The organism is Terrimonas sp. (genome assembly GCF_003075435.1).
Taxonomy (GTDB): Bacteria; Bacteroidota; Bacteroidia; order Chitinophagales; family Chitinophagaceae; genus Agriterribacter.
In genome coordinates, this window is sequence record NZ_QCZJ01000043.1 from 1 (window position 1) to 23,706 (window position 23,706).

Sequence of the window (23,706 nt, forward strand, 5' to 3'; positions counted from 1 at the left end):
TAAAGCTCTTCAGCGATGAAGTACTTTGCCCGAGTATATTCTGATCAAAGCCATTGGCTACTGAACCTACGGTTACATAAGTGCCGTAGCCCGGAGCAGGGTTAGGATTGGGGGATGCTGTGGTTACTCCTTCCTGCCATGCCTGGTTTACGGTTTGTGTACCACTTACAGGAGCGTTCATTAACCTCCATGCTCGACGGGCTGGTATGTAACGCTCAACGGTTACATTACCTGATATAGTACCAGATACAGGTGCTACTCTTGCTGTGCCTGTTGCAGTGCTCTTTAAAGTAAGCTTACCGCCGGTATTTAATGCCCCACTTGTAATAGTTAATACATCATATACACCCAGTGCCGTACCTATGGTTGCAGCGGCGCCTGTGCCACTACGGTTAAGCGTAAACGCTTTTAACATGCCGCCACCTGATGTAAAGTTGATATTACCAAAGTTACCGCCACCGGTGCCTGCTATGATAAGGCTTGAAGTGGTTGAACCGGTTAGAGTACCCGCGCCTGTTAGTGTGGTGAGTGATAAGGTATATCCATTTATTTTTAGCTGGCTGCCTGAAGGATTAACCAGTGTGCCGAGCACAGTCCAGTTGCCTGTCATAATATAATTACCTGAACGGTTGGCAAGGTTAAAGGTTTTGCCTGCGCCGAAGTCGGCGGGTTGTGTGCCGCTGCCATCGGGGTTTACTCCCCAGCTTAATACATTGTGGAGATCGCCGGTGGGTTTGGAGTAGTAAGTATTAGGTTCTGCTGTCCATACAAACTGGGCATTTGCGGTAATTGTTCCTACTGAAGCAACAATATTATCTGTTCCGGCATTTGCACCTGTATAACAATACTGAGCTACCCCACTTGAATTTGTATTTGCAAAACCTGTGCTTCCCGGGTTAGCGCCTGATATTGTAAAGTCAACGCGAATACCGGTTAAAGGATTACCGTTCTGATCTTTTACAGTTGCCTGCAAACAGTGTTGAGTGCCTATTGCACCTGTTCCTGTAGCTGGCGCAACGGTAACAGTTGTTACACTTGCAACAGGTGCAAGTGACATGCCTCCGGGATAGCCGTAAGAATCATAAGAATCATATCCATATACAAAAATGCCAAAAGGAAGATTTGATCCATTCAGCGTATGAGAACCCAATGCAATATCGACCTGAGCCCCGCTAAAACCTGTAGAACCTATAGGAGTAAACGATGCGGCCGGAATGGTTACACCATCCAGTTTAAGAGCACCAACCGCCGCAGTCGGCGCAACAACATTTACATAATTACCTGAGAATCCTGAAGCAGGAGTAGAAAAAGTATAATTTCCCAGGTACTGTTCATAAGGTGTTATCAACATCATAAATGGATCGGAAGTAACATTATCATAGCTGCTGCTATTGGAATATTGGGAAACAAGTATGGGATTATTAGACTTGATCTGTGAAGAAGTAGCCAGTACGGTTTCAAAAAACTCTCCTTTATTTAAGGTAGCTACGATTGATCCGTTTACTTCTACAGTTGTGTTATTAGCAGAAGCCAGGAAGCGGAAGGTATCTCCTTTTGTACGTGTTTTTAACGGAACAGAAATAAAATTTTTGCCCCATGCTGTAGTAGGAGGTAATTGCTCTACTATATGGTCGCAGGCAACGAACCCCTGCGGTATATTGGCGCATTGCATGCTGCCGAAAACTGCTATTGGTTTGGTAGAAGTTATAATTGTTCCTGAAAGATCGGCAGGTGCGGCGCTGGTATTTCGCAACAAATATGTTTCACCCTGGTTAAGTGTAATGGTATACGGCACACCCGCAGTTCTCGTGCCTGTAGTAACCGTTGGTGTAATAGTTACATTGGTAGCATTTTGTGTTGCTACAATCCCAAACTGTGTGCTGTTAACCACATTGGTATTTTTATATCCCAGGTTAATGTATGAAGTACCTAGTATATCAGTTGGTATTGCCAGGTAGGCATCTGTTGTATATTGATACCTGTTTAAGCCATATACTGTTACCTCTTTTCCTGACACAATATGAATTCCTTTCTTTTCAATCAGGTCAGAAGAATTCAACTCTAATGATCCGGTTGGCAAAGCCACTGAAGTTACAGCGCCGGGAACAACCGTGAAGTTTACACTAAACCCGGTACCGGGAACACTTACTGTTCCTGTAGTATTTTCATCGCCGCTGATAAAAAAAGTAAGTGCACCAGGGCTTAAGTTTCCTGGAAAAGTTAACCAGAAATCTGTACCCTTACTATCAGGCGCCTGTGCTTTTGCTGCAGGCGCAGCAAAAACAAATAAGAGCGTGAGAAAGGCTAAAAAAGCATTTTTCAAGAAGGAGGAGTTAAATTGTTTCATATTAGTAGTAGTTGATTGTTTGAAATATTAATTGGCTTTACTGATCTTAATATTTTTATAGTTAAATTTTGAAATAGAAACTACATATGTTGGATTTATTTGCGAAGAAAATATCACAAGTTCGGGGTGACTGATATTTGCACAATCCGATTCAAATGTTTCACCGGGAAGTATGGTTACTTTTTTCTCTGTGCCGGTTTCCTTATTTTTTTCCAGTTGGGTCTGGAAAACTTCCTGCCAGCTTACCTGTACGTTATAGTTGTTCTTATTCTTCATTTTCAAAAACACAACACTTTCCGTATTGCATTTTGAAATAGCGTAATAGAATTCAACACCATTTACCGTGGTTTCTAATTGCCAGTTTAGATTTTGTGGCAACGGCAAAAAAGCGTTTGAATATGATTTAAAGAAAAATGAGAAAACGATTATTATTACCAGGTATATCCTGAAACTGCTTTGAAATTTGGTACTGCTCATGAACTATCATTTAAAGTTAAAGTGGGTGCACACGGGGGCATTTATACCGGTTCTTTCAGAGCCAGTTACAAATACCGGTAAGCAACAGGTACATTACTCAGTACATCATAATATTGGATGGATAAGCGGGCAAATAAATTTTACCCAATTGTGTATAACAGTAAAACAGGTACAGGTAAGATATCAATACTCGGAGTCACTCGCAGCTATTCAAAAAAGATAGGATTTTAAGATCTGGTTATTACTTCAAAAGAGGTTCTACAAAAAGCCATTGGTATTATTACATAGCGAAAGATAAGAGTAAATCTATAACAATATTATAACAAAAAGAAATTTTTTAGCGCAATTAATAAATTCACAACAATTATTTAATCAAGACAACGACAAATAGCCTGTTGATTTTAGGGCAGGCTAAAAAAGGGAACTGCTGTGGAGGGGAAATTAGTCATCAGCATAGCTCAGTCTGAGCGTATATGGTACTGGATAACGCCGATACATTCCGTGAATCTCCGTTATATCCATTGTTACAAACCACCTGCAAAAGCAGAATAATATTTATCTTCAACTGGAAAAATCATAAGAGTATTTGAGATGGCATGGGACCCTGAAAAATACAATCAATTTAAAAATATCAGGTACCAACCTTTTTTTGATTTGATGGAATTGATTTCCGGAAACGATCTGAAAAATGGGATAGATATAGGATGCGGAACAGGAGAGCAAACAAGTATTTTATCAAAAAAATTTGATGAGGCTAAATTTTCAGGTATTGATCCATCTCCCGAAATGCTTGCAAAAAGTAAGGTTTTTGAGAGCAACAACCTGGATTTCAAACAGTATTCAGTAGAAGATTTTCTTGCTTCAGATGATCGCCGGAACTGGGATCTTATTTTCAGCAATGCGGCATTACAATGGTCGGATAATCATGAAACACTATTCCCCGGCCTAATTGCTCATTTAAGTGAACACGGCCAGCTTGCTGTACAAATGCCGGTACAAAAAGAAAACCTGCTCAACAAAATATTAATCGAGCTGGCACAGGAAAAGCCTTTTACTGATTTTTTACATGGCTGGAAAAGGGAATCGCCATTATTGAGTATTGATGCATATGCTCAAATAATGTTTGACAATGGTTTACATAAAATACAGATCATACAAAAGGTTTACCCGATTATTGCAGACAATACGGAAAAGCTATTTGATTTTATTTCCGGCTCATCATTAATTCCTTATCTCGAAAAAATGTCACCGCATGAACAGGAACTGTTCGTGGCAGCGTATAAAAACAGGATACAAAAAGCATTTAAAAAATTTCCTGCCGTATACGCGTTTAAAAGGTTGCTGTTGTATGGATGCAAAACGAAATAGCAATAACTCACAAACCATTTAATCACAATCGTTAGCAGGAGGAAAGTGTACAAAGTAATCTTCTGTCATTATCAGCGTTTACAGCTATACCCCTCCTGTTCTGGAGGTTGTTAAAGTTTAAAATAACCCTCAATTGTCAGACTAATAGGTTATCTTCGTAATGACAATTTGAGTTCTGTCGCTCTTGTAAACATTCTCTCCTTACCTTTTACATCTGCCATTTTCTCAAATATTTTTTTATTGAATTATAGCATTATTATGAACATTTATGTATCGAACCTGGGCTACAGTTTCCAGGACGAAGATTTAAGCAAACTTTTTGGAGAATATGGTAGCGTTTCTTCTGCAAAAGTTATTACCGACAAATTTACTAACAGAAGCAAAGGCTTTGGCTTTGTAGAAATGCCTGACAAACAGGCTGCAGAAACAGCCATTAAAGAACTTGACGGGAAAGTGATTGACGGTCGTCCTGTAAAAGTATCAGAAGCAAGACCAAGAGAAGAAAACCAAAGCCGCAACAACAGTTATGCTAAACGTTGGTAATTGAGGCTTTGCAGGGTTGGTATAAAATCATCACACTACTTACTCATTTATATGGATATAGAAAGAATTGAGCGTTATATTAAACCCAGCATCCGCAACAATGCGACTATTGATATTCATTTTAAGGGCCGGTCACCAGTGACTGGCCTTTTTATTCGTGCAACTGATTATAATGAGCTTAAATCCAAAAATTTCTGGCGTGTAGTGCAAATATCACAACTGCAAAAATGGTCAGAAACAAATGATATTAATGTAGCGAGAATATTTAACGGAGCTTCATTTACCTCACTTACAGAAACGAAACTTTAGGACATCTATGGCAACAAGCTGGAATAAAAAAGAAAGAGAAAATAAAAAGAAAGAAGAACGTAGAAAAAAAGAAGAAAAAAGACAGGAGCGCAAAGAAAATGGTGGCAAGGGTAAAAGCCTTGATGACATGCTGGCTTATCTTGACGAAAATGGTAATCTTAGTTCAGTGCCGCCAGACAACAGAAAACGGATAGAGATAAATGCTGATGATATAGAGATTGGCGTTCCTAAACAAAAAGAACTAACTCCTGAGGAGTTGATACGAAAAGGAGTTGTTACTTACTTTAACAATGCAAAAGGATTTGGCTTTATTGAAGACAGCGAAAACGGGCAACGCCTGTTTGTACACCAGTCATCATCCGGCAAACCACTGCAGGAAGGTCTAAAGGTAACATTTGAAATAGAAAAAGGACCGAGAGGATATAATGCGGTTAATGTTATAAGCGCAAAGCAGTAAAACTAAATACCAATACATTTTTACCCTGCAGATTCTTATTGCTCATATTAACTACAGTATTATGGAAATAAAAAAAGAAGACCTTGTATTCAACCATTATATATGGAATGAAGATAGTGATGGTATAAGGCAGGACATGAGCCCTACCCGAAAAGTGTTTGACAGAAATAACGGCGTACATATTTTATGGATCGCTAATTGGTATACGAATGAAAATCCTGGATTCCAGAAGTCTGATATTGTAAAACTGGAAACATTGCTTTCTGAGAAATTACCTTCCGGTTTGCTGAGTGAAAGATCAGTTTGTAACTGGCTGGTGAATAACTAAAGACCCGTAATACACAACCCAATATATAACCCTTCCCAAGAGAAAATTGTACCATGCCTAAAATCACTTACAACAATAGAAATGCTGTATTTTTTACTTCATTAAAAAAAACAGTTGACAGGTATTTTGAGCAAACCGGCTTTAAGAAAACCGGCAATATGCACCTATATATAAAATCAGTTGTTTTTATTCTTGCTGCCATTGGTTTGTATACTATCTTATTATTTGTTAAGATACCGGTATTGACAGGTATTGCCACAAGTACACTACTGGGTTTTATTTTAGCGTGCATTGGGTTTAATGTAATGCATGATGCGAACCACGACAGCTATTCTTCCAGCAAATGGGTTAATAAAACCCTTGGGTTAACATTGAATGCTTTAGGTGGAAATAGCTTTATCTGGAAGCAGAAACATAATATCATTCACCATACCTATACTAATATTGATGGTGTTGATGATGATATTGCCAAAAGCCCTTTTATCCGTATGTGTAGTACACAAAGGTGGGTATCAGCTCACAGAATGCAACATCTGTATACACCATTGCTATATGCCATCAGCTCAATGATATGGGTTTTATACCAGGATTTTGAAAAATACTTTAAAAAGAAAATTTGCAGTACACAACTCAGGCGTATGACAATTGCGGATCATGTTTTGTTCTGGAGCAGTAAACTGCTGTATATTATATTTTACCTTGTTATTCCCATGGCAATGGTAGGATGGAAATTATGGCTACTGTATTTTATATGCCTGCATATAGGCCTGGGATTCACTTTATCTATAGTGTTTCAACTGGCACATGTGGTAGAAGAAACAACATTCGATTTTGTAAGTGATGCTGATGATAAACATATAGAAAATGAATGGGCAGTACACCAGGTGAAAACAACCGCCAACTTTTCTTCAGGAAGCAAAATAATTTCATGGTTTGCAGGCGGACTGAACTACCAGATAGAGCATCATTTATTTCCCAGGATAAGCCATATTCATTATCCCGCACTCAGCCGGTTCGTAAAAGCAGAATGTAAGGCTTTTCAATTACCCTATAACAGTATACCAACAATGAGTGCCGCTATAGCATCGCATTTCCGTTTTATAAAACTAATGGGAAAAAAACCATAGTTCTTAGTATATTGTATCGAAAGTACTGTATAAGTTTTAACCCTGTAAACGTTGCTGATGTATTACATCCTGTATGCCTTTTTCTACCTGGTATCATTGCTGCCAATGCGCATTCTTTACATCTTCTCTGATCTGATGTTTTTCGTAGTTTATCATTGTATTGGCTATCGTAAAAAAGTAGTGTTCAAAAATCTCGAAAAAGCATTTCCTGAAAAATCCGGAGCAGAACGCGCAGGTATAGCAAAACAATTTTACAGGAACATGATTGACTCCTTCATTGAAACATTCAAGCTGCTCAGTGCATCTCCACGCTTCCTGTTACGCAGGGTAACAGCGAACTGGGAAATATTAGAACCTCTGCAAAAAAGCGGGAAGAGTTGCCAGCTTCACCTGGGACATACTTTTAACTGGGAATGGGGCCATCATGTATTGCAAATGAACACCATTTACCAGGTGCTGGTGGTATATGGCCCACTGTCGAGCAAGGCATTTGAAAGATTACTACTCGGCATCCGCACAAAGTTCGGCAGCAAATTCATTCCTGCTTCAGATATGAAACATTCGATTGCTCAATACGCAGATACACAATACCTGCTGGGATTGGTTGCAGATCAAAGTCCGGGTAAACCACAACAGGCTTACTGGCTCAACTTTCTTAATCAACCCACAGCTTTTATTCCCGGTCCTGAAAAAGCTGCGCGAAATCTTAACCTACCGGTACTGTTTGCTGCTATATCCAAAACGCGCAGAGGATATTATCATGCCGAATTAACAATAGCAAGCGAACAACCTGCCATGCTTAAGCCCGGCGAATTAACGCTCATGTATGCACGATTTTTAGAAGACATTATTCGTAAACAGCCTGAAAACTGGCTCTGGAGCCATCGCAGATGGAAACACACCTGTAAACCGGAATATGCGGAGCAATGGATTGGAGAAGAACAGTCTGCTATGGGAGTATATCAATATTAGATCCTTATAACTCAACGAATACCAGGTACCCCTTCATACAGCAGCAACCGTAATATATCAGCATTTCTGAGGTGCCAGCTTCCCCAGGAAACAGGGGTATCACCATTTGCATCTTTCGCAACAGGCGCTGCACCTGCATCCAGTAACATTTTAATAATGGCTGCATTTGCATAAGCCGCAGCTCTATGTAATGGTGTTTCTCCCTTTAAGTAAGCTTCGCGCATAAAGCAAAGGGTTGGCTCACCTGCTATTGTTTTTTTATTTACATCTGTGCCTGCCGCTATTAAAATCTTTACAATTTCTGTCCTTTCGGACATCTCACCCGTTTTACTGATAGCATAATGTAAAGCATTTTCCCCGGTTTTTGCAAAAGCGAAATTAGCGTCTGCGCCTTTATTCAATAACCATTTTACAAAGCGGCTTTGCCATTATAGGCTGCATTACATAGCAGGTTAGCATCTTCAAATGATAGTTTTGCTCCTAACCTGTAAAACAAATCCAGTGCTTTTATATTACCTTCCCAGGCAGCAGTAAACATGGCAAAATTCCCCCAGGCATCCGCATAATTGATGTCCGCGCCCCGGCTTACCAACTGTTCAACAGATGCCAAATCACCATCAAAAGCTGCGCTCAGCATTGCTTTATTCAAATCTTCCATTTTGTCAACAGGTAACATTGCTTGTTATTTTTTATAGTTACTCTTCAGCGCCTGTCCCCGGATTTGATATCCATTTCAGATAATCAAAAATACACACTCCTGTCAAAGCTTTTTCAAGGGAATTTTTTGGGATGAATAAATTTCAACGGTATAAAAACTTTCTTCCCTTCATACGCTGTTTTAACCAGTTCGTACAGATACTGCTTTCCGGTACCTGGCCTCTTTAATAATCTTGCAGCATTATCATCATTCAAACAAACTATTATATGACTAAAATAAATGGGTTGATCAGTTTTTGCATGATGCTGTTTGCGTTTGCCTGTACCAAAACAGATACTGCTTCGCCGGCGCCTGAAACCATTCCGTTGGTTACCGCAGCCGGAGCTCCTGACGGACCGGTTGTCACTAAAACTATCGGCGTCAATGGTGGCGCCATCACCAGCACCGATGGCAATATCAGCATTACCATACCCGCCGGGGCGCTGGCAGACAACCAGGAAATTACTATACAGCCGGTAGTGAATAAGCTGCCCGCAGCATACGGAAATGCCTACCGCCTAACGCCGCACGAAATCAAATTCCTTAAGCCGGTAACCATCCGCTTCCGGTATAATGAAGACAGCATAAAAAATACAGTACCTGAATTCCTCGGTATTGCATACCAGGATCAAACCGGTAAATGGTTCAATGCAGCAGAAGCTGCGCTGGATAAAGAGCATCGCACGCTCTCCGTAAGCGCTACGCATTTCAGCGACTGGGGCTTTTTTCCATATTTCTATATCGACCCTTCGGAAGCGCTTGTTGATCCCGGGGCGCAGTTTGATCTCCGGGTAATGGCGACCGTACCTGAAGACTATGGCGATATTCCGCAGCCCGACGGAAGTCCTCTTATGCAGCCTTATCAGCCCGGCAGCGAATATTTCGGAGCCTGGAATTATGTTGGCGGAGGTTCTCTTGAAGGGCAGGGTAATAAGGCACATTACCAGGCACCCAACGCAGTGCCCACTATAAATCCGGAAGCCGTAAGTGTAGCAGTGAAGATGAAACGAAAAGGACAGTTCCTGCTTGTATCGAATATTACCATACGTACAGAATTTCACATTGTCTATATGCAGGTAGATGAAACAGAAGTGCATACCGGCGGACTTGATTACCCAAGCCGCCTGTGGATCTATGGTAGCTTTGGAGAGGATCCGGGAAAAAGTAAGCGCACCGTAAAGATCAACAATGTTGCGGTCATTGTAGCTTTCTGGACACCGGGCGTGATCGCCTGCGATATTCCCACTTTAGGTCCGTCCTCTTCAGGCATGGTAGAAGTAGTGTCGGGAAAGACTTCTGCCCAAAAGCTACTGAATGAGTGGCTCGTTGATATGTATTATAATAAAGTGGAAAGCCCTGGCGGCGCACTTACGAAAAAAGTAAACCTCGTTTTGCGTTTTCGCGGCGATGCCGAAGGCTTCTTTAAGCAGGGACAAGTGCCGATGGTAGATGAAACCAACCTGAATAAGAACTGTGCAGGCATTATTGACATGTCTGCCGGAAGCTATACCAGTCATACTACTATGGATGGCTGCGGCGACTATACCGTAACCTGGGATGCTATCCATGAGCTGAGAGTGGACCGGAAAAAGAATACTGAAGCAGGCGGACTGAGCGGCAGTGTAGTAAATAAGCCCGGTGGCTTTGATATAAAGATCCGATTCATAGCGGAAGATGTGCTTATGAGTCACCGCAAGTTTGTGGATTGCCACAGTGGCGGCTCTAACAATCATGTGCCGGAAGCCATCGAGATACAGGGATTTCATGAAACCATCATTCCACTCCGTTTCTCCCAATCTGATGCTAAAGCATTCATCAAAGCCGGGGAAATGCCGTTGCAGACTGGTACCGGTGTGGCATCAGGGCTCTATTTCGACGTCACCGATTATGTGCCGGCCAATTTCACTACCCGCCTGTACTGGGGTGAAGCACGGCCGAAATATGAGTAGATTGTATAAAGGATACGCGTTGTATGCAAAGGCTATCACATATGATGATAGCCTTATCGTTTATATATCCAGGCTTCGTAATACTCTATATTATTATAATTAATTTTTGGCGATAAAACAGATACTCATACTTTGGGTACATTTCAAATTTTCGTATGCACATAGTGTAATATTTAGAGCTGAAAACGTAACCTTGTAAAAGCGGGGTTTTATTTACCAAAAGTTATATAATAACACATTTGTTATATTTTCGTTTGCTTGACTATAACACATGTGTTATATTTGTATCAGTGCTAACCAGAATACTATTTATGAAATTTTCTGAATTACAAAAAAGGTTGGAACGTGATGGGGTGGTACATTGAAAGAACAACAGGACACCACATTTACGCACATCCTACAAAGCCTGGAAAAATACCTGTTGGTAAACACGGCGCAAAAGAAGTGCCGCCCGGAACCGAAAAGAAAATTCTAAAATTAGCAGGGTTGAGATAACCTGCTTTAAAAACTAAACGTCTATGGATTCTGTAAAAAAAGTTACAGCAGTTGTTGAAGCTTCAAAAGATGGCTTTGGCATTTATGTGGAAAATGATGATTTACCACTCACCAGTTTTGGCAGCACAATTGAAGCAGCTAAAAAAGACCTGGCGGATGTTTTAAAAGAAATGGTGCAATCTTATAAAAAAGCAGATTTACCCAAAGCTTATAATGGCGGAAAAATTGAGTTTGTTTATAAATATGATATAGGCAGTATACTACAGCATTTCGGGGTGTTTGATACCTCCGCATTAGCAAAAAGGTTGGGGATAAACGCGTCTTTGCTCAGGCAATATAAAGGCGGTTTAGCTAAAGCAGGGCCCAAGCAAAAACAGAAAATACAGACAGGTTTACACAATTTAGGCAGGGAGTTACTGTCTATAAAAATGTAGCATGCGCCGACCGTAAAAAACAATAGCCGCTTAAAGCGGCTATATATCCAGCTATTTATAAAATTTTATGTTACCCTAAGTGAACAAATTACCGAACACTTTTTAGGAGATTTGAAGAGGTTGGAAGCTATAAGTTAAATTACAGCCCATACCATTGCTACAGTTGCCTACACACAATTCTCTCCCACTGTGGCCGTACAAGCATGACAAGCCATTGAATGAATTTCATGAGAATGTGTTTAATGATTTGTATTTGAGATCATCAGAACCTATCTCTCTGTTTAACAGGGATCAATATTCGTCCACACAACTCCGGGGCTGTTGCGGCAGCCTTGTCCTACGAAACATTTTATTATTACTTTTGCTTAAGCTTTTTCAAACCCAATTATTTGTATTTAACTGTAATTTATTGACCTCTAAAGCTTTCCAAATATTATTCTTATATCTGGTATTATTATCCTCCATAGCAAATGCACAGGTAATCTCTACCATTGCCGGCAATGGTCTTAATGGTTTCGGAAATAATGGGATACCGACGTATAGCGGAGATGGGGGGACGGCATTGAATGCTCAGCTATTTCCCTTCCGGCTTGCCATGGATTCGAAGGGTAATATTTACTTAGCTCAGGCAAGTGCATTTTACACAGTACGAAAGATTGACCATAATACCGGGGTTTTAAACACTGTAGTGGGTAATGCAACGCAGGGCTATTCAGGTGATGGAGGTCCAGCAATTGCAGCACAATTGAACGAGCCAAGAGGGATTGCCTTTGACTCAAAAGATAATTTATACATCGCAGATTACTGGAACAACTGTATCCGGCGAGTAGATGCGGTCACGGGTATTATTACAACCGTTGCAGGGGATGGTACCAAGTTAAATGGTTACACAGGTAATGGTGGACCGGCGAAGGACGCATTGCTTTCCAATCCATTTGAACTTGCTTTGGATGCCGCTGATAACCTGTACTTCACTGATTTTAGCAATAATTGCATTCGCCGTATCGATGCAGTGACAGGGATTATTACCACTGTCGCCGGGAGTGATCCTCCAGGTTGGGCAGGCTTTACAGGAGATGGAGGCTTGGCTGTTGACGCCAGGCTTTATGCCCCCATGTCACTTTTAATAGATAATGAAGGCGATCTTATATTTTCAGATTTTGTAAATCACAGAATCCGTAAGATTTCCGCGCAAACAGGGATTATCAACACTATTGCAGGAAATGGAGATGAAGGTACTGCAGGAGATGGTGGTCTGGCAATAGATGCAGAGATTGCTTACCCCCGCAACATTGCGTTGGATGGATGCGGAAACTTATATATAACATCTGGTATCAACAATCAAACCAGCCCTTACATTAGAAAAGTTGATAAACTTACCGGTATTATCACAAAAATAGCTGGCAACGGCTTACTGAATTACAGTGGCGATGGTGGTACTCCTTTATCCGCAGGTATGAACCCAGAGGGACTAATATTTGATCAGCAAGGAAACATGTTAATTGCCGATGGCTATAATTACAGAATAAGAAAAGTAACTATGCCTCCTCATGAACCGCTTATAACAAAAGTAGAGGCCGGATGCCCTTCTTCAACCGTAACCTTTAATATGGAGGCCGTATGCAATGTTAATAGTGTTACCTGGAATTTTGGCGATCCGGAAAGTGGCGACAACAATATTTCCATGGCACAAAATCCAACACATAATTTCTCAAAGCCGGGCGCCTATATAATAACCGCTACAATTCCGGATGGAACCGGAGCTATTTCATCACAAACAACGGTTGTTATCAGAAATTGCGATGCTCCGATAATTGACGATCGCGAGTTGTGGGTACCCAATGCATTTACACCAAACCAGGACGGATTGAACGATGTATTCAGAGCCATTGGGTCAGATCAGTTTTCTTATTTCGAAATGTCAATCTACAACAGGTTTGGACAGCGCATATTTTACACGCGAAGTATATCCAAAGCCTGGGATGGAACGTTCAATGCACATCCATGTACACCTGGAGCTTATCATTATCAGATAAAATATCAGAAGGAAGCATCACCACTCAAAATAAAGTCAGGCAGTATTATGCTGATCAAGTGAGTTACGTTTAGCTGCAAGAAAAACCATTTGACGATTATAAAAAACACGAAGGTAAAAATGACGCTTTTTGGAAAAAGGTAGATGTTAACAATATTGAGTGGGAAACGTTATACGATATACAGGCGTTTTTTATGCAACACCCCTATTTGAACATAACAGCCATGGCTAAGCCAGCCGGTATAAATGCCAGCTTAATGAGGCAATACAGCAGCGGTGTAAAACACCCATCCGCAAACCAGATGCAGAAAATTGAAGCTGCCATTAAGCAGATTGTCATAGAGTTAAAAACGATAAACCTTTACGCGACTTAACCAAACCACAAATAAAGGCTCTATCGTATGTAACGCGGGTCCACACCACACACAAAGCAATGCAGTGAGACTCGGCTTTGAAGAAACAGCGTAATAAAATAAAAAAAGACAAGATTTATCAACCTTGTCTTAACCTGTTACCCGACCTGGATTCGAACCAAGGCTATCAGAGCCAGAATCTGATGTACTACCACTATACGATCGGGTAATGGGGCTGCAAATATAATGGCTTATTTGGTTTCTAAAAAACACAGGCGAAACTTTAATCTTTGAACTTTTTAAAATTAGTTTCGGTTTTGAGCTGCCGGCACTATAATTTGCATATTCTATACGATTGCTCCAGGAACAGATATTATTGAATAAATATTCATCACAACTGAATTATAACCAAAAGCATGGCATTCTTAGAAAAGCAATTGGTAGTAAAAAAATCTACCCTGCCCAACGCCGGTAAAGGACTTTTTACCCGGAAAACCATCCCCAAAGGAACCCGCATCGTTGAATATAAGGGAACCATTACTACCTGGAAAGAAGTAGATCATAATGAAGGATCAAACGGCTACATATACTATATTAACCGCAATACGGTGATCAATGCCCGCCCTCACCCGGACTATCTTGCGCGATATGCTAATGATGCAAAAGGTATTGCCAAACTAAAAGGCGTTACCAATAATGCCGTTTACGCAACGGAAGGCTTAAAAGCATATATTGAATCAACAAAAGAGATACCCGCAGGCGCAGAAATATTTGTTGGCTACGGAAAAGAATACTGGGATACCATCAGGCATAATATTAAGCTGGATAAGAAGAAAAAGGGTAGTAAATAGCGGTGAGCTGTCAGCTGTCAGCCCGCTCACCTGCGGAAAAAATTCCACACCTGCTTTGATTTTTAATACATAAGATATAAACGTTCTTATATATCTCCCCCTGCATCAATATTTTGTTTTGTTGCTTCACCTGTTTTCCTGGGGGCATGATTATTGGCTTTCTTTCCCATTATGAAAGTAAGCAGTGCTACAGATAAAATATCCGAACTGGTTCCACAGGCAATTTCCGCTATCAAAAAAAACATCATCACCCCTCTTTTTTCAGATAACCTTCTCGAAAAATATGCTGACGAAAAAGAACCACTGCGTTCTGAGCTTTTCACGCTACAGCAAATGGAGCAACATGCGCGTTCATTAGCTTCCAAACATATAATTACCAAAAGCAAACCTTCTGAAAAAATGCTGAAACGCTTAAGCGATAATGAAAGCATTTTGATGGATGTACATAACCTGCTTACTGAAACCGTTAAGCAAAACAGCAGAATAAACCCGGCAGGTGAATGGTTACTCGATAATTTTTATTTAATAGAAGACCAGGTATACACCGGAAAAAAACATCTGCCTAAAGGCTACAGCAAAGCATTACCTCAATTAGCCAATGGCGCTTCTGAAGGCTTGCCGCGTGTGTATGATATTGTAGTTGAGTTGATCTCTCACAGTGATGGCAGGGTGGATATGGAAAGCCTGTCTGGCTTTATACAGGCTTACCAGTCTGTAACCGCATTAAAGATCGGGGAGCTATGGGCAATTCCTATTATGCTGCGCCTGGCCCTGATTGAAAACCTGCGGCGCCTCTCTACACAAATAGCATTGGACATACTACACAAAAATCTCGCTGATTACTGGGCAGACCAGATGATTGGGACGGCGGAAAAAGATCCCAAAAATTTAGTAGTAGTGCTTGCGGATATGGCAAGATCAAAGCCGCCGGTTAAAGGTTCATTTGTAGCAGAACTTACCAGGCGCTTACAGGGCAGAGGATCTACCCTTGCCTTACCGCTTAGCTGGATTGAACAATTTGTAAGCGATAGCGGGCTTACGGGCAATGAAGTAGTGCAGATAGAAAATCAGAAACAGGCCACAAGGCAGGTATCGGTAAGCAACAGTATAGGCAGCCTGCGGTTTTTAAACGCAACCGACTGGAAAACTTTTGTAGAACACGAAAGCACTATCGAAAAAATCCTGAAACAGGATATTGACGGTGTGTATGGTGAAATGGATTTTTATACAAGAGATAACTACCGCCACGTCGTTGAAAAACTATCTAAATGCAGTGAACGCTCAGAGCCTCAGGTAGCAGCCCTTGCTATTGAGCTTTCGGCACAAAACCGGAATGAGGACAGAAAAAAACACGTAGGTTATTTCCTGGTTGATAAAGGATTGAAAGAACTGGAAAATGTGGTAAAGGCGAAGCTCCCGTTTGGAGACAGGTTACGGAAAGGCATAACCGAAAAACCGTTGTTTTGGTATTTGGCAGCAATCGCATTATTTACATTTTTACTATGCTGGTTTATTTTGTCTGCAGATCATGTTTACCCGCTTAAAAACTGGCAACTATACCTGCTGGCTTTTTTCGGTTGCATCGCCGCGAGTCAATCGGCTATCATACTGGTGAACTGGATATCCAACCTGCTTATTACCCCACATCCACTCCCTAAAATGGATTACTCAAAAGGTATTCCTGAAAATCATAAAACCCTGGTGGTAGTACCAACCATGCTTGGTTCCATTGAAGAAATTGACAAACTCACCGAAGCATTGGAAGTAAGATTTATCGCCAATCACGATGCCAATCTTTATTTCGCATTGCTTACCGATTTTAAAGATGCCTGTGAAGAGCATTCAGCCGGAGATGAAAAGCTTTTAACGCATGTACAAAACAGCATACAGGAATTAAACCAGCGGTATGGCAGCAATGAAGGGGGTATGTTTATGCTGTTTCACCGGCCACGTAAATGGAATCCCAAAGAAAAATTGTGGATGGGGTATGAACGCAAACGCGGAAAACTGGAAGAGCTGAATGCACTGCTCCGTGGCAATAGTAATGCTGGCTTCTCAGTAATTATTGGTGATGAAAAAATATTCCCTCAGATTAAATATGTTATCACACTTGATACTGATACACAACTGCCAAGGGAGAGCGCATGGAAAATGATCGCCACCTTAGCGCATCCTTTAAATAAAGCTGAATACTCAACCGCCAAACAACGTGTAACAAATGGCTATACTATTCTTCAGCCACGTGTATCCAACAGTTTACCGGGCGAGAGAAGTTCACTGTATGCAAGAATACATGGCAATGAGCCCGGCGTTGACCCATATACCTTAACTACTTCTGATGTATACCAGGATCTCTTTAAAGAAGGCTCATTTATAGGAAAAGGTATTTATGATGTGGACATGTTCATTCACGCGCTTGAAGGAAGATTTCCTGAGAACAGGATTTTAAGCCATGACCTGATTGAAGGCGCATATGCACGGTCGGGTTTTTTAAGCGATGTGCAGCTGTATGAAGAATATCCCTCTACCTATTTTGCCGACATGAAGAGAAGACACAGGTGGGTAAGAGGCGACTGGCAGATTGGACGATGGCTTTCCCCTTTTGTTCCTTCGCCACAAAAGCAGTACAGAAGCAATCCTGTTTCAGCGCTTTCAAAATGGAAAATATTCGACAACCTGAGGCGCAGCCTGGTTCCCGTGAGTTTTTTAATACTTCTTATTTGCTGCTGGATATATATGCCAGGCTCGGCAATAACACTAACGGTAATCGCTACACTATTACTGCCTTCCATTATTAAACTCACCTGGGACCTTGCAGCAAAACCCAAAGACATCGGTTACTATGCACATGTAGTATATATTTCAAAAAATTCTACCAACACTTTTTTTCAGCAGTTTCTAAACCTGGTGTTTCTTCCATACGAAGCATGGATTAATACTGATGCCATTCTTCGTACAGCATGGAGAATTTTTATTTCCCAGAAAAAATTACTTGAATGGAATCCTTATGGCAATACATTAAAATCATCTCCCAAAACAATAACCCAATATTTTAAAGCCATGTGGCTTGTGCCGGTTTTTGCTGTTGCTGTAACCGGCTGGCTTATTTATGCAGATCAACAGCAGGTTATTCCCTCTATATTGCTCGTTACATGCTGGCTTATATCACCCGCGATAGCCTACCTTGTAAGCGAACCGCGTAAGGCTAAAAAATCTGTGCTTTCATCTGAGCAAACCACTTACCTGCATAAATTATCCAGAAAAACCTGGGCTTTCTTTGAACGGTTTGTTGGCGCTGATGATAACTGGCTGCCTCCTGATAATTACCAGGAAAATCCTGATCCCAAAATTGCGCACCGCACATCTCCCACCAATATTGGTTTGTCATTACTGGCTAATTTAACCGCGTATGACTTCGGCTATATTTCCGTAACAAGATTATTAGACCGTACGAGAAGAACATTAGATACTGTGCAGGCACTGGAAAAATACAGGGGACATTTATACAACTGGTATGATACCGAAACGCTGGCATGTTTGCAACCTAAATATATTTCTTCAGTAGACAGTGGCAACTTTGTTGGTCACCTGCTGGTTTTGCGGCAAGGATTGCTTGCGCTTAAAGACAACAGCATATTTACCTCAACGTCTTTTAACGGGTTGCTTGATATTATCGAAATATTACTGGAAAAATATCCGTCAGACGAAAATATTATCACTGTTAAAAACGAGATTTTAAAACTCAGGAACGAACCTCCTGTTACACTCAAACAGGCAATTTCTGCGGTAAATCATCTGAAAGATATATCCGCAATAATTATTTCGCAGGGTAAAGTTGAAAGCAAAGCATCACAGGCAGACTGGGTAGCATTCTTTGAAGCACAGCTCTATGACATGGCTTCGGATATATATGTGCTTTGCCCGTGGATATTATTGCAAACACCCTCACCAAAATTTGATGATTTAATTGCTGCGATTGATTTTATCCCTACCCTGCAGCAGCTAACGCAAATACAGGTAAACACCCTGCCTAAAATAAAGGAATATTATAAAGTAGATAATAGCACAGCAGAAAATCAATGGCTTGACACATTTATATCATCTATACTGGAGTCTGCAAGACGCGCAAAAGAAAGGGTGTATACCATTGAAAGCATCGTAGCCACCTGTTATGAAAATACCGTTGTTGATTATGAATTCCTGTATAGTAAGACACAAAGATTATTATCTATTGGCTATAACGTGGAAGAACATCGCAGAGACAATAGTTATTACGACTTACTGGCATCTGAATCAAGGCTTGGAGCTTTTGTGGCCATTGCACAGGGCAAAATACCACAGGAAAGCTGGTTTGCATTAGGCAGGCAGTTGTCTGATACCGGGCCGTTACCTGTTCTGTTATCGTGGAGCGGTTCCATGTTTGAATACCTAATGCCCTTGCTGGTTATGCCTTCGTATGATAATACGCTGCTTGATCAAACACATAAAGGCGTTGTGCTGAAACAAATACAATACGGTGAAAAAAGAAATGTGCCCTGGGGTATTTCCGAATCGGGTTATAATATGATCGACGCAGCTATGAATTACCAGTATCGTGCATTTGGTGTTCCCGGAACAGGATTGAAAAGAGGACTGGGAGATGATCTTGTTATTTCTCCGTATTCCACGATAATGGCGCTGATGGTTATGCCGGAAGAAGCCACCGGGAATTTAAAACGAATGTCTTCTTATGGGTTTGAAGATGAATTCGGTTTTCATGAAGCCATAGATTATACCACATCAAGATTACCGAGAGGACAGGAATATGCACTGATCAATTCATATATGGTGCATCACCAGGGCATGGCTTTTCTCTCGCTGTCTTACTTGCTGCTTAATCAACCCATGCAAAAAAGATTTGTGAGTGATGTACAATTACAATCAGCATTATTGTTGCTGCAGGAGAGGATACCAAGAGTATCTGTATCCAACGCTCCGGCATTGCATATAGCTGAAAGCGGCATTGTAAGTAAGGAAGAAGCATATCCTATCCGAGTGATCAATACACCGCATACACCGGTACCCGAAGTTCAACTGTTGTCAAATGGCAGGTATCATGTAGTGGTTACCAATGCCGGTGGCGGCTACAGCCGGTGGAAGGACATTGCGGTTACACGTTGGCGTGAGGACAGCACCTGCGATAACTGGGGAAGTTTCTGCTTTATAAAAGACGTGGAGAGCAATGCATATTGGTCAACCGCTTACCAGCCGCTAATGCAGGAAGGAGAACATTATGAAGCGGTATTTTCCCAGGGTCGTGCTGAGTTTCGCCGCCGGGATGCTGCCATAGAAACACATACCGAAATTGTAGTTTCTCCTGAGGATGATGTAGAGCTGAGAAGAATAAAACTGACCAACAGGTCGAGAAGAAAAAGAAAAATTGAAATAACCAGTTATGGAGAAGTAGTATTAACTACGCCTGTCGCGGATGCGGCACATCCTGCATTCAGTAACTTATTTATAGAATCGGAGTTGATTGAACAGCAACATGCTATTATCTGCACAAGACGTCCACGTTCGCAGCATGAAACGCATCCTGCCATGTTCCATCTTATGAAGGCCTATAAGGCAACGGTAAAAAATGTTTCCTACGAAACAGACAGGATGAAATTCATAGGCAGGGGCAATACCATACATCAGCCTGTGGCGATGTTGAAAAATGGTGCAATGGCATCAACACAGGGCGCGGTGCTTGATCCGGTTGTTTCTATACGGTATGAAATAGAAATTGAACCGCAGAAAGCAGCGATCATTGATGTTGTTACAGGCATAGCTGAAACAAAAGAAAGCTGTAAGGAATTAATAGATAAATATCAGGACAAATTTTTGGTTGACCGTGGTTTTGAATTATCATGGACACACAGCCAGGTTATTCTTCGCCAGATAAATGCTTCTGAAAAGGATGCGCAGTTGTACGGAAAACTAGCAAGCGCGGTTATCTATCTTAACCAGGCTTTAAGAACATCACCTGATATTATTGAACGCAATAACAGAGGACAATCTGGTTTGTGGGGATATTCTATTTCAGGAGATTTACCTATAGTGCTTGTGCAGATCGAAGATGCGAAAAATATTGAGCTTGTAAAGCAAATGATACAGGCGCATGCGTATTGGCGTATGAAAGGGCTGGCGGTTGATCTTGTAATATGGAATGAAGACCATGGCAGTTACCGGCATACTTTGCAAAATGAAATACAGGCTTTGGTATCGCCAATGGTTGGCGCTCAAATAAAAGAAACTGCAGGTGGTGTATTCATCCGTTCTTCAGACCAGATTTCGAATGAAGACCGTATCCTTTTTCAAACAGTAGCCCGTATTGTAATTTCAGACAGGTTCGGCACGCTGGAAGAACAGGTAAATAAACCCATCAAGTCAAAAAATATTATTCCTTATTTCACACCCCAAAAATTTTATCCTTCTATTACCGCGGCTGTATCTATGCCAAAAGATTTGCAATGCTTTAATGGAACAGGAGGTTTTTCAGCTGATGGGAAAGAGTATATCATCTTTACCAGTCCTGAAAAACTTACGCCTGTGCCCTGGAGTAATATTGTAGCGAACCAGGCATTCGGAACAGTGATCTCAGAAAGCGGGCAGGCATATTCATGGCTGGATAACGCACATGAATACAGGCTGACACCATGGAATAATAATCCTGTTGGAGATCTTGAAGGAGAGTGTTATTATTTGCGTGATGAGGAGAGCGGAAAATTCTGGTCGCCTGCGCCGTTGCCCACCCGGAGCAAAACAGCATACATTACAAGACATGGATTTGGCTACAGCATTTTTGAACATAATGAAGATGGCATATACTCAATCATGACAGTATTTGTTGACCGGGAATCCTGCGTAAAATTCACATTGCTGCAATTGCACAATCAATCCGGCAGACCGCGCAAGCTTTCTGTAACCGGCTATGTAGAATGGGTGTTGGGTGAATTTAAACATAAAACACAAATGCATATTGTAACGAGTGCAGACACGAACTCAGGAACGATATATGCCAGGAATGCCTATAATCTTGACTTTGAGAACCGTGTAGCCTTTTTCGATGGTGATCATACATTTCAATCCTTTACCTGCGACAGGAAAGAATTTATCGGGCGCAATGGCACAAACAGGAATCCGGAAGCGTTAAACAGGGTAAAGTTATCTGGAAAATATGGCGCGGCGCTTGACCCCTGCGCTGCTATACAATCCCAGTTTAATTTGGGTATAGATGAAAAACATGAAATTGTATTTAAGCTGGGTGCTGCAAAAAATCAGGCAGCAGCGAATGCGATAATAGAGAAATTCAAAACCACCGGCGCAATACATCAATCGCTTGAAGGAGTTAAGCAATATTGGGAAGAAACACTCTGCGCAGTACAAATTCAAACACCTGACGCGGCACTGAATATTATTTCAAACGGATGGCTCAACTATCAGGCATTGGCGTGCAGGGTATGGGGAAGAAGCGGTTACTATCAGTCAGGTGGCGCATTTGGTTTCAGAGATCAGTTGCAGGACGTACTCTCCTTATTATATACAAAACCGGAAATAGCCAAACAACAAATTTTGCTGAATGCTTCGCGCCAGTTTACCGAAGGTGATGTGCAGCACTGGTGGCACCCGCCTGTGGGCAGGGGTGTGAGAACAACCTGCTCGGATGATTTTCTATGGCTTCCATTCGCCACTATAAAGTATGTCAATTATACCGGTGATGAAAGTATACTGAATGAACAGATCACATTTTTAGAAGGAAGATTGTTGAATCACGGAGAAGAATCTTATTACGATCTGCCAACGAGATCAGGCTATACTGCCGATTTATATACGCACTGCGTTAAAGCCATTGAAAACGGGTTAAAATTCGGTGAGCATGGAATGCCGCTAATGGGCTCCGGCGACTGGAATGACGGTATGGATAAAGTTGGAGAAGAAGGAAAAGGTGAAAGTGTCTGGCTGGCATTTTTCCAGTATAAGATATTGCATGACTTCAGTGAAATAGCAGCAGCAAGAAATGATACCGTTTTTAAAACACGCTGCCTGCAGGAAGCAGAAAATTTAAAAAAGAATATTGAAGCGCATGCGTGGGACGGCAATTGGTATCGCCGCGCATATTTTGATGATGGCACGCCACTGGGCTCCGTTCAGAATGATGAATGCAGTATTGATTCTATAGCCCAGAGTTGGGGTGTTATATCAAATGCTGCCGGCAATGAAAGAATGATAACCTCGATGAATTCAGCATATCGGCAGCTCGTAAATAAAGAAGCAGGCATTATTCAATTGCTTAATCCGCCATTTGACAAGTCGACTCTTAACCCGGGTTATATTAAAGGCTACGTGCCGGGTGTTAGAGAAAACGGGGGACAATATACACATGCCGCTATATGGTTTGTAATGGCTTTGATGGAGCTGAAGCAAAATGAAAAAGGCTGGGAATTGCTAAAAATGATCAATCCGTTAAATAGAGCTGCTGATGAGCAATCTGTTGAGCGGTATAAAGTAGAACCCTATGTAGTTGCGGCGGATGTCTATGCACAGGTATCGCATCTCGGTCGTGGTGGCTGGACATGGTATACCGGCTCCGCAGGTTGGATGTATCAACTGATCATTGAATATTTCCTCGGTATGCAAAAGCAGGGAAACAAGCTCTATTTCAATCCTTCTATTCCCGGAGAGTGGAGCGGGTTCTCTATTATCTACAAATATTTAAATACCGTTTATATAATTAAGATAAGGTCTACCAATGTTCCCGGCGCAGCAACACGTATTATATATAACGGTTTGCCTGTAACTGATAAATCTATCAAATTGATTAACGATGAAGGGGAACATATCATTGAAATAACGATTAACCCTGCAATAAAAAATACTATGCCTGCAACAACAGAGCGTGTTTCAAAACAAATTTATTGAGGTAACATTTAAAACAAACAA

Annotated in this window: 17 protein-coding genes and 1 tRNA gene; 13 read left to right on the plus strand and 5 right to left on the minus strand. The window is 41.3% G+C overall.

The features are described from left to right. Positions 1-2,347 (minus strand): Ig-like domain-containing protein (locus DC498_RS24770; protein ID WP_116876813.1); only part of this gene is annotated, 2,347 nt, incomplete at its 3' end. Positions 2,348-2,374: 27 nt separating this feature from the next. Further along, a complete protein-coding gene (locus DC498_RS24775; protein WP_116876814.1) occupies positions 2,375-2,824 on the minus strand; it encodes a hypothetical protein in 450 nt (149 codons plus the stop codon). Between the two features lie 591 nt (positions 2,825-3,415). Between DC498_RS24775 and DC498_RS24785 the strand changes: the two genes are divergently transcribed. From DC498_RS24785 to DC498_RS24815, 7 genes are all read left to right on the plus strand, one after another. Further along, positions 3,416-4,192 (plus strand): methyltransferase, encoded by a 777-nt coding sequence (locus tag DC498_RS24785; protein WP_116876816.1) that lies wholly within the window; start codon positions 3,416-3,418, stop codon positions 4,190-4,192. A 258-nt stretch (positions 4,193-4,450) separates the two neighbouring features. Further along, the gene (locus tag DC498_RS24790) at positions 4,451-4,735 is read left to right on the plus strand and encodes an RNA recognition motif domain-containing protein (protein ID WP_116876817.1); all 285 of its coding nucleotides are present in this window, start codon (positions 4,451-4,453) and stop codon (positions 4,733-4,735) included. A 51-nt stretch (positions 4,736-4,786) separates the two neighbouring features. Next, complete coding sequence (locus DC498_RS24795) at positions 4,787-5,044, plus strand: short-chain dehydrogenase (protein WP_116876839.1); 258 nt, start codon at positions 4,787-4,789, stop codon at positions 5,042-5,044. A gap of 7 nt (positions 5,045-5,051) precedes the next feature. Continuing rightward, complete coding sequence (locus DC498_RS26690) at positions 5,052-5,501, plus strand: cold-shock protein (protein WP_116876818.1); 450 nt, start codon at positions 5,052-5,054, stop codon at positions 5,499-5,501. Positions 5,502-5,562: 61 nt separating this feature from the next. Further along, positions 5,563-5,829 (plus strand): hypothetical protein, encoded by a 267-nt coding sequence (locus DC498_RS24805; protein WP_116876819.1) that lies wholly within the window; start codon positions 5,563-5,565, stop codon positions 5,827-5,829. A gap of 53 nt (positions 5,830-5,882) precedes the next feature. Further along, positions 5,883-6,956, plus strand: a complete 1,074-nt coding sequence (locus DC498_RS24810; protein ID WP_116876820.1) for a fatty acid desaturase family protein — start codon at positions 5,883-5,885, stop codon at positions 6,954-6,956. Between the two features lie 57 nt (positions 6,957-7,013). Next, positions 7,014-7,928: a lysophospholipid acyltransferase family protein gene (locus DC498_RS24815; RefSeq protein ID WP_116876821.1), complete on the plus strand. Its 915-nt coding sequence runs from the start codon at positions 7,014-7,016 to the stop codon at positions 7,926-7,928. Between the two features lie 11 nt (positions 7,929-7,939). Here DC498_RS24815 and DC498_RS24820 read toward each other — a convergent pair whose 3' ends face one another. Next, a complete protein-coding gene (locus DC498_RS24820; RefSeq protein ID WP_116876822.1) occupies positions 7,940-8,329 on the minus strand; it encodes an ankyrin repeat domain-containing protein in 390 nt (129 codons plus the stop codon). Between the two features lie 8 nt (positions 8,330-8,337). After that, positions 8,338-8,604 carry an ankyrin repeat domain-containing protein gene (locus DC498_RS24825; protein WP_116876823.1) on the minus strand — a complete coding sequence of 89 codons (267 nt, stop codon included), beginning with the start codon at positions 8,602-8,604 and terminating at the stop codon, positions 8,338-8,340. A gap of 248 nt (positions 8,605-8,852) precedes the next feature. Between DC498_RS24825 and DC498_RS24830 the strand changes: the two genes are divergently transcribed. The 4 genes from DC498_RS24830 to DC498_RS24845 all read left to right on the plus strand — a co-directional run bounded on the left by DC498_RS24830 (position 8,853) and on the right by DC498_RS24845 (position 13,601). After that, positions 8,853-10,574, plus strand: coding sequence for a hypothetical protein (locus DC498_RS24830; protein WP_116876824.1), 1,722 nt, complete (start codon positions 8,853-8,855; stop codon positions 10,572-10,574). A 348-nt stretch (positions 10,575-10,922) separates the two neighbouring features. Then, entirely contained in the window at positions 10,923-11,069 is a 147-nt protein-coding gene (locus DC498_RS24835; RefSeq protein ID WP_116876825.1) for a type II toxin-antitoxin system HicA family toxin, read from the plus strand. 23 nt (positions 11,070-11,092) lie between these two features. Next, positions 11,093-11,503 (plus strand): hypothetical protein, encoded by a 411-nt coding sequence (locus DC498_RS24840; protein WP_116876826.1) that lies wholly within the window; start codon positions 11,093-11,095, stop codon positions 11,501-11,503. 409 nt (positions 11,504-11,912) lie between these two features. Next, positions 11,913-13,601, plus strand: a complete 1,689-nt coding sequence (locus DC498_RS24845; protein ID WP_133176974.1) for an NHL domain-containing protein — start codon at positions 11,913-11,915, stop codon at positions 13,599-13,601. Positions 13,602-14,049: 448 nt separating this feature from the next. Here DC498_RS24845 and DC498_RS24855 read toward each other — a convergent pair. After that, a tRNA-Gln gene (locus tag DC498_RS24855) sits at positions 14,050-14,120 on the minus strand. A 187-nt stretch (positions 14,121-14,307) separates the two neighbouring features. On the opposite strand from DC498_RS24855, the gene DC498_RS24860 reads away from it, so the two are divergent. Further along, positions 14,308-14,742, plus strand: a complete 435-nt coding sequence (locus DC498_RS24860; RefSeq protein ID WP_116876829.1) for an SET domain-containing protein — start codon at positions 14,308-14,310, stop codon at positions 14,740-14,742. Positions 14,743-14,913: 171 nt separating this feature from the next. Beyond that, positions 14,914-23,685: a glycoside hydrolase family 94 protein gene (locus DC498_RS24865; RefSeq protein ID WP_116876830.1), complete on the plus strand. Its 8,772-nt coding sequence runs from the start codon at positions 14,914-14,916 to the stop codon at positions 23,683-23,685. Positions 23,686-23,706 lie beyond the last annotated feature (21 nt).